This window comes from Variovorax paradoxus (assembly GCF_030811855.1).
In the GTDB taxonomy this organism is placed as follows: domain Bacteria; phylum Pseudomonadota; class Gammaproteobacteria; order Burkholderiales; family Burkholderiaceae_C; genus Variovorax; species Variovorax paradoxus_L.
The window spans coordinates 143472-155839 of sequence record NZ_JAUSRN010000006.1; the positions used below are offsets into that span (position 1 = coordinate 143472).

General features: G+C 67.5%; 12 protein-coding genes. 3 read left to right on the forward strand and 9 right to left on the reverse strand.

Annotation, left to right across the window (positions count from 1 at the left end):
* Positions 1-18 precede the first annotated feature (18 nt).
* The 5 genes from J2X92_RS13765 to J2X92_RS13785 all read right to left on the reverse strand — a co-directional run bounded on the left by J2X92_RS13765 (position 19) and on the right by J2X92_RS13785 (position 5064).
* Complete coding sequence (locus J2X92_RS13765; protein ID WP_307576463.1) at positions 19-459, reverse strand: helix-turn-helix domain-containing protein; 441 nt, start codon at positions 457-459, stop codon at positions 19-21.
* 94 nt (positions 460-553) lie between these two features.
* Positions 554-1174 (reverse strand): PAQR family membrane homeostasis protein TrhA, encoded by a 621-nt coding sequence (gene trhA / locus J2X92_RS13770; protein WP_307576465.1) that lies wholly within the window; start codon positions 1172-1174, stop codon positions 554-556.
* Between the two features lie 89 nt (positions 1175-1263).
* Positions 1264-2679 carry a GTPase/DUF3482 domain-containing protein gene (locus tag J2X92_RS13775; RefSeq protein WP_307576467.1) on the reverse strand — a complete coding sequence of 472 codons (1416 nt, stop codon included), beginning with the start codon at positions 2677-2679 and terminating at the stop codon, positions 1264-1266.
* Positions 2676-4082: a DUF2868 domain-containing protein gene (locus tag J2X92_RS13780; RefSeq protein WP_307576468.1), complete on the reverse strand. Its 1407-nt coding sequence runs from the start codon at positions 4080-4082 to the stop codon at positions 2676-2678. Before J2X92_RS13780 ends, J2X92_RS13775 begins: the two co-directional genes overlap by 4 nt.
* A gap of 361 nt (positions 4083-4443) precedes the next feature.
* Positions 4444-5064, reverse strand: coding sequence for a TetR/AcrR family transcriptional regulator (locus J2X92_RS13785; protein WP_307576469.1), 621 nt, complete (start codon positions 5062-5064; stop codon positions 4444-4446).
* A gap of 73 nt (positions 5065-5137) precedes the next feature.
* On the opposite strand from J2X92_RS13785, the gene J2X92_RS13790 reads away from it, so the two are divergent.
* A complete protein-coding gene (locus tag J2X92_RS13790; RefSeq protein WP_307576471.1) occupies positions 5138-5566 on the forward strand; it encodes a VOC family protein in 429 nt (142 codons plus the stop codon).
* A gap of 7 nt (positions 5567-5573) precedes the next feature.
* On the opposite strand, the gene J2X92_RS13795 is transcribed toward J2X92_RS13790, so the two are convergent.
* Positions 5574-7433 carry an ABC transporter ATP-binding protein gene (locus tag J2X92_RS13795; RefSeq protein ID WP_307576473.1) on the reverse strand — a complete coding sequence of 620 codons (1860 nt, stop codon included), beginning with the start codon at positions 7431-7433 and terminating at the stop codon, positions 5574-5576.
* Positions 7434-7469: 36 nt separating this feature from the next.
* On the reverse strand, positions 7470-8417 hold the full coding sequence (locus J2X92_RS13800) for a LysR family transcriptional regulator (RefSeq protein ID WP_307576475.1): 948 nt from the start codon (positions 8415-8417) through the stop codon (positions 7470-7472).
* A gap of 99 nt (positions 8418-8516) precedes the next feature.
* Between J2X92_RS13800 and J2X92_RS13805 the strand changes: the two genes are divergently transcribed.
* The gene (locus tag J2X92_RS13805; RefSeq protein WP_307576476.1) at positions 8517-9347 is read left to right on the forward strand and encodes a DODA-type extradiol aromatic ring-opening family dioxygenase; all 831 of its coding nucleotides are present in this window, start codon (positions 8517-8519) and stop codon (positions 9345-9347) included.
* Between the two features lie 28 nt (positions 9348-9375).
* Positions 9376-10263 carry an alpha/beta fold hydrolase gene (locus J2X92_RS13810; RefSeq protein ID WP_307576478.1) on the forward strand — a complete coding sequence of 296 codons (888 nt, stop codon included), beginning with the start codon at positions 9376-9378 and terminating at the stop codon, positions 10261-10263.
* A 20-nt stretch (positions 10264-10283) separates the two neighbouring features.
* Here J2X92_RS13810 and J2X92_RS13815 read toward each other — a convergent pair whose 3' ends face one another.
* Together J2X92_RS13815 and J2X92_RS13820 are read right to left on the reverse strand one after the other, a co-directional pair.
* Complete coding sequence (locus J2X92_RS13815; RefSeq protein WP_307576479.1) at positions 10284-11303, reverse strand: Bug family tripartite tricarboxylate transporter substrate binding protein; 1020 nt, start codon at positions 11301-11303, stop codon at positions 10284-10286.
* Positions 11300-12298 (reverse strand): Bug family tripartite tricarboxylate transporter substrate binding protein, encoded by a 999-nt coding sequence (locus J2X92_RS13820; protein WP_307576481.1) that lies wholly within the window; start codon positions 12296-12298, stop codon positions 11300-11302. Before J2X92_RS13820 ends, J2X92_RS13815 begins: the two co-directional genes overlap by 4 nt.
* Positions 12299-12368 lie beyond the last annotated feature (70 nt).

Sequence of the window (12368 nt, forward strand, 5' to 3'; positions counted from 1 at the left end):
TGCGAAGCCAGAAGCGATTTATTCGGCGCCCAGTTGCTCCGCCGCTTCGCGCGGCCGGAGTCCGCGAACCGATGCCAAGCCTTCGAGCTGCGCCTTGCGAGGACGGGCCTTGCCCTGTTCCCATTTGTAGATGGTCTGGCCGGTGACGCCCACCAGCTTGCCGTAGGCTGCCGCCGAGAGGCCGAGCTTCTCGCGGTGCGTGGCAAGGCGGCTGGCGCTGAAGCGGCGGGCCGGTCCCGAGTCGCCGGCTTCGTCGGTATCGCCTTCGGGGGAAACGCGCGCGGACACCTTGGTGGCGCGGCGCAGTTCCTTCTCCAGCTTCTCGACCTGCCGGCGCAATGCGGCAATCGAGGCACGGTGGTGCGTGGAGGCTTTTTTCAGCGTTTCGATCTCCGTGCGCACCTCCTTGCGGGCAACACGGGAAATCTCTGCTTTGAGGATGGAGGCGATATTTGGCATGGGCGCATTTTGCACATCTCTTGGGGCGTGCCGACTTGGGAGATACGGCAACACGCGCCTGCAGCCCTTGACGGCGCATGCCGGCCGCCTCCGGTCAGAGCACGAAGCAGCCCACCGAAACAAAGTGGCTGGCGGTCCCCGCTAGCACGAAGAGGTGCCAGGTCCCATGCGCATGCCTGAAACCCCGCCGGTTCCGGTAGAACACTGTGCCCACGGTGTAGAGCAAGCTGCCCGCCAAAAGCCAGGCCAGCCCGCCGCTCTCGAGCCGCGCGGCCAGCGGCACGGCCGCCAGCACGCCGAGCCAGCCCATGCCGATGTAGAGCGCCAACGCCGGCTTGGTGGCCGCGCCCTTGGCCTGCAACAGTTCGCGGCCTATGCCGAAAAGCGCGGCGCTCCATACGGCGGCAAGCAGCAGCCAGCCCCACAAGCCATTCAGAGTAACCAATGCGAACGGGGTGTAGGTACCCCCAATCAGCAAATAGATGGCGCAGTGGTCGGCCTTTTCCCAAAGGCGCTTGCGAGGCCCCCGCGTGCTGTGGAACAGCGTGGATGCCGAATACAGCGCCACCGCGGAGAGCGAGAACACCAGCGCGCCGACGATTCGCGCGGGGTCGCCGGTGGGCACGGTCTTGGCAAGCAGCAGGGCCATGGCCACCAGGGCGAGCACCAGACCGAGCAGATGGGTGTAGCCATTGAGCCGTTCGCCGGGGTACATCGCGTCGGGGTTGCAGTCTTGGTTATGGAGGGCGAAGGCCAGCGGATGCTAGGCATGCCTCATGACGGCGCGGTGACCGCCGGGGACGCTCAGGTCTCGAAAGCGTTCAGCAGCGTATGCGCGATGTCGGCCGCGAGCGCATCGCGCTGCGGCGCGGGGCGCCAGAAGGAGCGCGTCGCCACACCGGTCGATTCCCATTCGGGATGGCTGCGCGCCGGTCTTGCCGCGCGCACGGCGGCGGCCGTGGCGCGTGTTGGTGCGTCCTGCGTGGCACTCGACTCGGCCGCAATGCGCCCAGTGGCGGCATGGCCGCGCCGCTCCAGCGCCCGCGCGAGTTTCAGCTGCCATGCCACCAGCGCAAAGAGCACGCCGTCTTCGACCGTGAGCTCGTGCACGTTGCGCAGCTTGTTCGCCAGCTTGCGACCGAAGGGACCCCAGCCCTGCGACACAGCGCCGCCGATGGCGCCGCCCACCGCGGCACCCGTGCCGAGCGAAATGCCGGCCACTGCCAGGTCCGCCACCACGCCCACGGCGGCGCCGATCACGGCGCCCTTGCCGAGCCGCAGGCCCGCTTCCTTCATGGCCTCGGGGCTGAAAAAGTCCAACGCCCAGCGGCCCTCGATGAGCGGCAGCGGCGCCTCGCCGGCATCGTCCTGGCGAAAGCCGTAAAGCGCCAGCATGTCGTCCGTGCATCGCTGCGCCTTGTCGAACACTTCTTTCTGCAGCGCTGCGACGAAGGCCTTCCGTCGGGTGGTGTCGGCAAACTCTTCGGCCGTCATGCTGCGACGCAGCGCCGCGCCATCGATCAGCAACCCGGCGATGCGCGCGCAGGCCGCGCGGCGGCGTTCGGCGGCTTCGGCGGTCAATGCATCCACCACGTTGCGCAGCAACTCGCGCTGGTCGCGCAGCAGGGTGGAAAGATCGTTGTACAGCTCGCGCTCCGCGCCCACGAAAGGCGCGGCGGCATCGAAGCTCACCTGCACGTGAAGGCCATAGGCGGAGAGCAGCTCTCTCCAGGCCGCTTCGCGGCTCGCCGCATCGCGCACGAAGTTCAGCACCGGCATCACGGGCCGGGCGCAGGAGTTGAGCAGCTCGATCTCGTCGCGGAACTTGGGCAGCACCGGTTCGCGCACGTCGATGACGAGAAAGGCCGCATCGATCTCGAGCATGGTGCGCAGCACCTTGGCCTCTTGCTCGAACATGCCATGCGCTTCGGGGCCCTGCAGGAACAGGCGAATGCGCTCGGGCGGGGTGGCTTGCGGATCGAGCCCGGCCAGGTGTTCGCGAAGCGCCACCGCGTCTTCCAGCCCCGGCGTGTCGAAGAAGCGCACGGCGGGCTGGCCGTTCACTTCGAGGTCGACCGACTCCACGTGGCGCGTGGTGCCGGGTCGCTGCGACACCTCGCCGAAGTTGGCGCGGCGCGTCAGCGTGCGCAGCAACGAGGTCTTGCCCGCATTGGTGTGGCCGACCACGGCGATGCGGATGGCTTGTTGTGATGTGGTCATGGGGTGGCGCCGAGGCCCTCCAGCGCGTCTTCGAGCCTGTGCATGGCCGTCACGCGCGGCAGGCCGGTGGCGCGCAGCCAGTCGATCCAGCGCTGCGAGGCATCGGCAGCGGCGTCCTTCGCTGCATCGGTGAGCCACAGCCGGCATTCGCCGCAATGGGCCAGCAGATCGCGCAGGAAGCGTTCGGTGCCGCGTTCAGGGCTCGATGCGGCATGGCACACGAGCAGCACGGCGCGCGGCCGAACCTCTGCCAACCGATCGAGCAGGCCGCGGCGCGCGGGTGCACTGCCGTCGATGCGCTGTATCTCGGTGGCCGCGCTGGCGTGCAGGCCTTGTGGTGGCCACGGCGCATCCGGAGGCAGTTCGAAGCCGACGACGAACAGCGTGTCCCGCAGCTGTGAAGGTGCCAGCCCGCTGGGCGCGATGCCCGGTGCCCGCCCCGGGTCGGCATCGACAATCGAGGGCGGCGCCAGCGCGGCGAAGCGCGCCGCCAGCTTGCGGTAATAGGGCTCGCTCCAGTCGGGCTGTAGTGCGGCCCGCCGCCGGCGCCACACCACCGCGCTCAGCAGTACGAGCGCAAGCCGCGGGAGCAATCCGTACACGACGATGCACCCGGTGAGCCACAGCGCCCACGTGCGCTGGCCCGCGGCACCGGGAGCGGACGAGAGCACGGTCTGGGCTTCAGGAACCGGAAAGCCGATCTGCGCCGGTGCCCAGCCCAGCACCTGCACCGCGCGCACGAAGAAGGCCGGATCGAGGATCGTCGTTTCCCAGCTCAGCGTGTAGCTGCGAAAGGCCAGCGCGAACAGCAGTGCGGCCAGCACCACCGCAAAAGAGATCGACCAGATGCCGTGGCTCACCAGACCGAAGGCCCAGGGCAACAGCCTGGCGCGCGCCAGGAGCCCGGTCGCCGCCCGTACCAGCACCGGCGCCTGCCCGCGCTTGCCGCCGGCCACGCGTGCGGTGAGCGACAGCCAGATCCAGGCCAGCGAACTCGTACTAAACGAACCGGGCGGCAGCCATAAGCCCACCAGCCAAAGCAGCAGCGTGACGAGGTGAATGCCCAGCAGGCTCACGAGCGCGACGATCACGTTGATGTGCCGCTCGCCGCCGCCGACCACGTTGCCCGCGAGCCCCAGGCCCGCAACGACGACGAGCGCGATGAGGCCGAGCAGCACCCACGGTCCCCATTGGCGCGCGCGCGCCAGTTCGGATGGCAGCCCGATGCGTTCGCCCAGCTGAAGCGCGCGCGCCGTGATGCGTGCATGTTCGTTGGCTGTGCGGGAGGCGGCAATGCGCATGGCCTGTGCATCGTCGAGTGGACCTTTCTCCTCGGTCCATCGGATCGCCTCGGTGACTACCGCGTCCGGAAAAGCAGATTCGCGCAACGCGGTGTTGGTCAACAGGGTCCCTTCGCTAGTGGCGCCCCGTGTTGATCGGGGCGCGCAAATTATGCCCGGCGCGCTGCGAAGGCCCCATGAGAAACGGGGCCGCACATACGGCCCCGCTTTTGTTCAGCGTGCGAGTCGAAAACGCGTGCCCGGTCTCAGCGAAGGCCGAAGAACGAAAGCACGGCCACGACAACCACGATCAGACCGACGATGTAGATGATTGAACTCACGGGATGACTCCTCGTTGATGACGACAGCTTCAGCATCGCGCCCGGGTGGGCTGCCTGCTGTCGGCGAGGGGCGGCCTATGCTGTAGGACTCGCGAAAACCCGGGCGAGCGCATGTGCCGCGCCGACGCGGCACATGCAACGCCTCAGGCCGGGGCCTTGCGGCGCGGCTCGGGGCCCAGCGCCTGCTCAAGCAGCCAGCGCATGGCCGATTGGATTTCTTCCGGATCGGCGCCGGCATCGATGTCCAGTGCCGCCCGGTCGAAGGTCGCCGAGAGCAGCCGGGCGAGCGCGGGCAGGGACACCTCTGCCTTGCCCAGCCTGGCTTTCACCAGCCCCTGGCGCAGCGAATTCGCCGAAGTCGCTTCGTCGATGGCCATGATTTCCTTCAGGCCCAGCACGGCAGGCCCTTCGATGAGAAGCAGCCGCGTGCGGCCGGGCGCGGCCATCGCGTTCAGGTAGGCCTTGCTGCCTTGCAGCAGGGCTTCGCACGGCGTCAACTGCCTTGGTGTGGCCGCTTCGATGTCGGCTGCCACGGTTTCTGCTTCGCGCACCAGCACCTGCCTGAACAGGTCGCGCTTGTCCACGAAGTGGTGATACAGCGCGCCACGCGTGATACCGGCGGCAACAGCTATCTCTGGCGTCGAGGTTTCACCGTAGCCCTTGCTCACGAACAGCGCGCGCGCAGCGTCGATCAACGCAAGGCGCGTGGTTTCCGTGCGTTCGCGGTTGGTCCTGGAATGAGAGTCGGCGATTGGCGTTGGCATTTTACATACAGACTGTTTGTAGATAATATTTGGCGTACATGCAGTCTGTATGTTAATTGAAAGGACCGACGCCATGAAGGTGACGAGCTACTACCCGGTGATCATGAGCAACGACGTGGCGGGAACGGCCGGCTTCTACCAGGCGCATTTCGGCTTCACGCCGCTGTTTACGAGCGAGTGGTACGTGCATTTGCAGTTGGCAGGGAACGCGTCTGTGAATCTTGCGGTGCTCGACGGCCGCCACCAGACCATTCCTGCGCCCGCACGCGGCCAGGTGGCGGGCGGCCTGCTGCTCAACTTCGAGGTGGACGACCCCGATGCGGTCCATGACCGGTTGGCGGCGGCAGGCCTGCCGATTCTTCTTGCGTTGCGCGATGAAGACTTCGGCCAGCGCCACTTCATCACCAGTGACCCGAACGGTGTGCTGATCGACATCGTGAAGCCGATTCCGCCGAGTGCGGAGTTCGCAGCGCTGTACGAAGCCGGTGCATTGCCCAACTAGGCTGCGCTCAGGCTCGCAGGGCTTCCTCGTCTTCTTCAAGCGAATCGCCGAGAAAGCCGCCGCTCTGGTGCGCCCACAGCCGCGCATAGAGCCCGCCTTGCGCCATCAGCGAGCGGTGGTCGCCTTCTTCCACCACGCGGCCTTCGTCGAGCACGATGAGCCGGTCCATGGCCGCGATGGTCGACAGCCGGTGCGCGATCGCGATCACCGTCTTCCCCTCCATCAATCGATAAAGGCTTTGCTGGATGGCGGTCTCCACCTCGGAGTCCAGCGCGCTGGTGGCCTCGTCGAGCAGCAGGATCGGCGCGTCCTTCAGCATCACGCGCGCAATGGCCACGCGCTGGCGCTGACCGCCGGAGAGCTTGACGCCGCGCTCGCCCACGTGCGCTTCGTAGCCGCGGCGGCCGCTGGCATCGCCCAGCGTCTGGATGAACTCGTGCGCCTCGGCGCGTTTGGCGGCGGCTTCGATCTGCGCCTGCGTGGCGTCGGGCCGTCCATAAGCGATGTTGTCGGCCACCGAGCGGTGCATCAGCGAGGTGTCCTGCGTGACCATGCCGATGTGGCTGCGCAGCGAATCCTGCGTCACGTGCGCAATGTCTTGTCCGTCGATCAAAATGCGGCCGCTCTCCAGGTCATGAAAACGCAGCAGCAGGTTCACCAGCGTCGACTTGCCCGCGCCCGAGCGGCCGACCAGGCCGATCTTTTCGCCGGGCCGCACCACCAGGTTCAGGTCGTCGATGACGCGGCGGCCCGCATCCGCATAGCGGAAGCTCGCGTGCTCGAAGCGCACCTCGCCGCGCGGCACCTCGAGCACGCCGGCATCGGGCGTGTCGAGCACGGTGCGCGGGCGCGACAGCGTCTTCATGCCGTCCTGCACGGTGCCGATGTTCTCGAACAGGCTGGTCATCTCCCACATGATCCAGTGCGACATGCCCTGCAGGCGCAGCGCCATGGCGGTGGCCGCGGCGACGGCGCCAACGCCCACTGTGCCGTTCGACCAGAGCCACAGCGCGGTGCCGGCCATGCCCGCCGTGAGGCCCATGCTGAGCGTGTGGTTCACGATCTCGAAAGCGCTCACCAGCCGCATCTGCCCGTAGCCCGTGTACATGAACTCGCGCATTGCCTCCCGCGCGAAGCCGGCCTCACGCTGCGTGTGCGAGAACAGCTTGACGGTGGCAATGTTGGTGTAGGCGTCGGTCACGCGGCCGGTCATCAGCGCGCGCGCATCGGCCTGCGCCTTGCCCACCTTGCCCAGGCGCGGCACGAAGTACATCAACGAGCCCGCATACAGCACCAGCCAGACGATGAAGGGCAGCACAAGCTGGATATCGAGAACGCTTACCAGCACGATGATGGTCGCCACGTACACGCCCATGGCCACCACTACGTCGGCCAGCACGAAAAGGGTATCGCGCACCGCGAGCGCGGTCTGCATCACCTTGGCTGTGATGCGGCCCGCGAACTCGTCCTGGTAGAAAGCCATGCTCTGGCCCAGCATCACCCGGTGAAAGTTCCAGCGCAGGCGCATCGGCAGGTTCACCGCCAGCGTCTGGTGCTTGACGATGGTCTGCAGTGCGACCACGCCGATGCTGATGACCAGCAGCGCGGCCAGCCACATGAGCGTGTCGCCGCGCTCCGTCCACAGCCGTGACGGCACCTGGCCACCGAGCCAGTCGACGATGCGCCCGAGCACCGCGAACAGCAGCGCCTCGAAGGTCGAGATGGCGGCCGTGAGCGCCGCCATGGCCGCCATCTTGAGGCGCAGGCCCTGGGTGCAGGCCCACAGAAAGGCGAAGAGGCCCGACGGTGGCGGCGCCGGTTCGGCGGCGGGGTAGGGATGGAGCAGTTTTTCGAAGAAGCGGAACAAGGCGGGCGGTCTCCAGGCGAAGGCGAATCGGGGACTTTAGCCCGGGGTGGCATGCCCTTGCCCCGAAAGGGTGCGCTTTGCGGCGGCGGCCGGCGGCTGGCCACCCAGCCGCTCTCCCAGGAAGTCGATGAAGCTGCGCAGCTTGGGCGCCATGTACTGGCGGCTGGTGTACACCGCAAACAGCGTGACCGGATGCGGGGCGTGGTCGGGCAGCAGCCGCACCAGCCGGCCCGCTGCCAAGTCGTCGTCTATCAGCCATTCGGGCAAGAACGCAATGCCCATGTCTGCCCGCACCGCATGCAGCGTGAGCGTGGTGTCGTCCGACCGCATTGCTGGCATGAGCCGCAGCGCAAACATACGCCCGCCGGGCCCCTTGAGCGAAAGGTTGTCGAGGTTCACGTAGCTCGGCACGATGGCGCCGAGCCGGGCCACGTCGGCCGGCACCGCGGGGCTGCTGCCCATGCGCCGCAGGTAGGCGGGCGTGCCCGCCAGGTGAAAGGGCACGCGGCACAGCGGCCGCGCAATGAGCGCCGGAGAGGGCTCCTGGGTGGCACGCAGCGCCAGGTCATAACCATCCGCCGCGAGGTCGACCTTGCGGTTCTCCAGGTGGATGTCGATCAGCACTTCGGGATAGCGCTCACGGTAGTCGGCCAGCACGCGCGCGAAGCGCGGCGTGGCACACCACACCGGCGCGCTCACCTTGAGCTGGCCGCGCGGCGCCTCGCTTTTCTGACCGATGACGGCTTCAGCCGCATCGAGCAGATCGAGTGCGCGCCGGCTCTGCTCGTACCAGGCGGTGCCGGCCTCGGTCAGGCTCAGGTGGCGGCTCGAGCGGTGCAAGAGCCGCGCACCGAGCGATTTTTCGAGCTGCGCCACGTGCTTGCTCGCCATTGGCGGCGACATCGACAGGCGTTCCGCGGCGGCCACGAAGCTGCCCGATTCGACGACCTCTCGAAACACGCGCAGGCTGGTCAGGCGGTCCATCATGCTTTCCTCAGAAGAAACGGATCGATGCATCCTAGCTTGTCGATTTCCTCATGGGAAATGTCTACAGTCTGTGCAACGCTTTCAAGGAGCATCGACTTGACCCACGACGACAACACCTCGCGCCTGCCCACGTATTTCATCTCCCACGGCGGCGGACCCTGGCCCTGGATGAAGAAGGAGATGGGCGGCGTCTACGACCGGCTGGCCGCGTCGCTGGCCGACATGCCGCGCCAGATCGGCCGCACGCCCGGCGCCATCCTGATGGTGTCGGCTCATTGGGAGGCACCCGTCTTCACCGTGCAGGGCAATCCGCGCCCGCCCATGATCTACGACTACGGCGGCTTTCCCGCCCATACCTATGAAGTGCGCTACGACGCGCCCGGCTCGCCCGAACTCGCGCAGCGCGTGCAGTCGCTCCTGGCCGCGGCCGGATTGCCCGCGGCCATCGACCCCGAGCGCGGCTTCGACCACGGCATGTTCTCGCCCATGAAGGCGATATATCCCGACGCCAACGTGCCGGTGGTGCAGCTGTCGCTCAAGCGCGGGCTCGACCCGGCGGAGCACCTGGCGCTGGGCCGCGCGCTCGCGCCGCTGCGGGACGAGAACGTGCTCATCGTCGGCAGCGGCCTCAGCTATCACAACCTGCGCAACTTCGGCCCGCAGGCGCATGGCGTCTCAAAGGCTTTTGGCGACTGGCTCGACGACACCGCCGTGCAAGCGGCACCCGAAGAGCGCGTTCAGCGCCTGCAAGAGTGGGCCTCGGCCCCTTCGGCACGCGTGGCGCATCCGCGTGAGGAACACCTGATTCCGTTGATGGTGGCCGTCGGCGCAGCCGAGCAGGAAGCCGGCGAGCGCATCTATCACGAAGACGACTTCATGGGCGGGCTCGTGGTGTCGAGCTACCGCTTCGGCGCGGCCGCCAGCTGAAAAGGCGGCGGGTTGGCAGAATCGGGCAATGCCTTCCATTCCCGATTCAGATTCAACGTCGAGTTCAGAGACCGAAGCCCGCCTGCTCATCGAACGCATCGCCGCGAGCGGCCCGCGCCATGACGTGGTGCACGGCGGCGTTCGCGTCTGCTGGCGCCGTTTCGGTGCCGAAAACGACGCGCATCCCCCGCTGGTGCTGCTGCATGGCGGCCATGGCAGCTGGATGCACTGGCTGCGCAACGTCGAGGCGCTTTCGGCCGAACATACGCTGTGGCTGCCCGACATGCCCGGGTTCAACGACTCCGATGCGCCGCCGCGCGCAGCCCCGGGCGAAGATCCGCTCCGCCCGCTGCTCGATGCCCTGGGCGGATCGCTCGATCAGCTGATCGGTGTGGGCACGTCCATCGACCTTGGCGGCTTCTCATTCGGCGGACTCACCGCCGCGCGCTTTGCAGTGCGGCGCGGTGCCATCCGGCGCCTGGCGCTCGTGGGCAGCGGAGGCCACGGCACGATGCGGCGCATGTCGGTGGAGATGATCAATTGGCGCGCCGCGCCCAATCGCGAAGCAGAACGCGCCGCGCTGCTGCACAACCTGGGCGCGCTCATGCTGCACGACAAGGCCGCGATCGACCCGCTGGCCTTCGAGATCCACGACATCTCCTGCCACGGCACGCGTTTTCGCAGCAAGGATGTGTCGCAGGCCGGCGGACTCCAGGCCGCGCTAGACACGCTCGGCGGACCTCAATTGCTGCTCTGGGGCGAGTACGACGTCACCGCCGACCCGCGTCCGCTGGTGGTGCAACTCACGGCCGGCCATCCGCAGCGCGAAGGCGTGGTGATCGACGGGGCAGGGCACTGGGCGCAGTACGAGCGCGCCGAAGAATTCAATCGGCTGCTGCTGCGCTTCCTGGCCTGAGCCTCGAGCCTCGAGCCTCGCTATTGCTTCGCGAGCCCCAGCTTGCGGATGATGTCGCCCCACTGATCGTAGGTTGACCGCGCGAGCTCAGCCAGTTGCGCGGGGCTCGACGACTCTGCTTCATAGGCGCCCTGGCGGAAGAAGTCGCGCGTGGCGGGCATCGCCAGCACCTCTGCGAGTGCGCCGTTGAGCCTTGCGACCACCGGCGCAGGCATGCGCGCGGGCCCGTAGAAGCCCAGCCAACTCGGCATGTCGACGCCATTCACGCCCTGTTCGGTCATTGTGGGCACGTCGGGCAGCATCGCGCTGCGTTTCGGCGCCGCCACCGCCAGCATGCGGACCTTGCCGGTGGCGGTGTTCTGGATGGCGTTGGGCGCCGCATCGAAGTAGTACTGCACGCGGCCCGCGAGGAAATCCTTCGCAGCATCGGCGCCGCCCTTGTACGGCACATGCACCACGTCCAGCCCCGCCTGTTGTGCAAAGGCTTCGCCGTAAATGTGCGACGAGGTGCCGGTGCCGAAGGAGGCGTAGCTCATCTTTCCCGGGTTGGCCTTGATGTACGCCACAAGCTCCTGCACCGTGCGCGCCGGCACGCTCGCGTGCACGGTCAACACCAGCGGCCCGCGCGCGCCGAGCGAGATGGGCGTCAGGTCCTTGAACGGGTCGTAGCGCACCTGCGCCAGCGTCTGCGGGTTTTGCGCCACCACCGAAGAGGGCGCGTACATGATGGTGTAGCCGTCGGGCGCGGCGCGAATCACTTCTTCCGTGGCGAGGATGAAGCTCGCGCCCGGCCGGTTCTCGACGATCACCGGCGTCTGCAGCACCTCGCCGAGCTTGTTGGCGACGAAGCGCGCCTGCGCATCCGAGGCGCCGCCCGCCGCGAGGCCGAGCACGATGCGGATGCTGCGTCCCTTCTCGGGGAACGGCGCGGGCCCGGCGGCGAGCGTGCCCAGCGGCCATGCGGCCGCGCCAAATGCGAGCCCGAGCCCGAGCCACGCGGCAGCACGCCGACGGGCGATGGAGGAAGGCAAACGGTTCATTGCCTGGTCAACCCGACCTGCTGCACCATCGCGCCCCAGCGCTCGTAGCTCGAACGCGTGATGCCGGCAAGCTCCTCGGGCGTGCTGGCCCCGGCTTCATAGCCGCCGCTGCGGTAGAAGTCGCGCACCTGCGGCATCGCGAGCACCTGCGCTAGCGCCGCGTTGAGCCTGGCGACTACCGGCGCGGGCATGTGCGCCGGCCCGTAGAAGCCGAGCCAGCTCGGCAGGTCGAGCCCCGTCACGCCTTGTTCCGCAAAGGTCGGCACGTCGGGCAGCGCGGCAATGCGCGCGTTCGCTGCGATGGCCAGGATCTTCACCTTGCCGGTACCGGAGGTGATGAGGGCCGAAGAGGCCGAATCGAACATGTACTGCACGCGGCCGCCGATCAAGTCTTTCGCCGCGTCCGACCCGCCCTTGTACGGAATGTGCACCGCGTCGATGCCGGCCTTTTTCACGAAGGCCTCGCCGTAGATGTGCGACGAGGTGCCCGCGCCGAAGGAGGCATAGCTCACCTTGCCGGGGTTCGCCTTCACGTAGGCGACGAGGTCCTTCACGTTGCTGGCCGGCACGGTGGTGCTCACCGACAGCACCAGCGGCCCGCGGCCGCCCATCGAAATGGCGGTGAAGTCCTTGAAGGGGTCGTAGGGCACCTGAGAAAAGGTGTGCGGGTTCTGCGCCATGGTTGAAGAGGGCGCATAGAGCAGGGTGTAGCCGTCGGGCAGCGCGCGCGCCACCTCGCTGGCCGCGAGCATGGTGCTGGCACCGGGCTTGTTGTCGACGATCACGCCGGTGCCCAGTACCTCGCCGAGCTTCTGCGCCACGATGCGCGCCTGCGCGTCGGTGCCGCCGCCGGCGGTAAAGCCCACCACGATGCGTATCGGCTTGCCGCCGCGCACGGGAAAGTCTTGGGCCAGCGCCAGGGGCGCCAGGCCGAGAAAGGCCGTCGCGCCGAGCGCGACGCCGAACGCACGGCGGGTGCCGCAGGGTTTATTCATCGATGTCTCCGTTGGAATGTTCTTCTTATATTGATTTAGAAAACCATAAAAATCCACATTATCTAGGGAA

Coding starts and splice junctions, on each gene's coding strand:
- J2X92_RS13765 (WP_307576463.1), bottom strand. CDS start 459: ATGCCAAATATCGCCTCCATCCTCAAAGCAGAGATTTCCCGTGTTGCC.
- trhA (WP_307576465.1), bottom strand. CDS start 1,174: ATGTACCCCGGCGAACGGCTCAATGGCTACACCCATCTGCTCGGTCTG.
- J2X92_RS13775 (WP_307576467.1), bottom strand. CDS start 2,679: ATGACCACATCACAACAAGCCATCCGCATCGCCGTGGTCGGCCACACC.
- J2X92_RS13785 (WP_307576469.1), bottom strand. CDS start 5,064: ATGCCAACGCCAATCGCCGACTCTCATTCCAGGACCAACCGCGAACGC.
- J2X92_RS13790 (WP_307576471.1), top strand. CDS start 5,138: ATGAAGGTGACGAGCTACTACCCGGTGATCATGAGCAACGACGTGGCG.
- J2X92_RS13800 (WP_307576475.1), bottom strand. CDS start 8,417: ATGGACCGCCTGACCAGCCTGCGCGTGTTTCGAGAGGTCGTCGAATCG.
- J2X92_RS13810 (WP_307576478.1), top strand. CDS start 9,376: ATGCCTTCCATTCCCGATTCAGATTCAACGTCGAGTTCAGAGACCGAA.
- J2X92_RS13815 (WP_307576479.1), bottom strand. CDS start 11,303: ATGAACCGTTTGCCTTCCTCCATCGCCCGTCGGCGTGCTGCCGCGTGG.
- J2X92_RS13820 (WP_307576481.1), bottom strand. CDS start 12,298: ATGAATAAACCCTGCGGCACCCGCCGTGCGTTCGGCGTCGCGCTCGGC.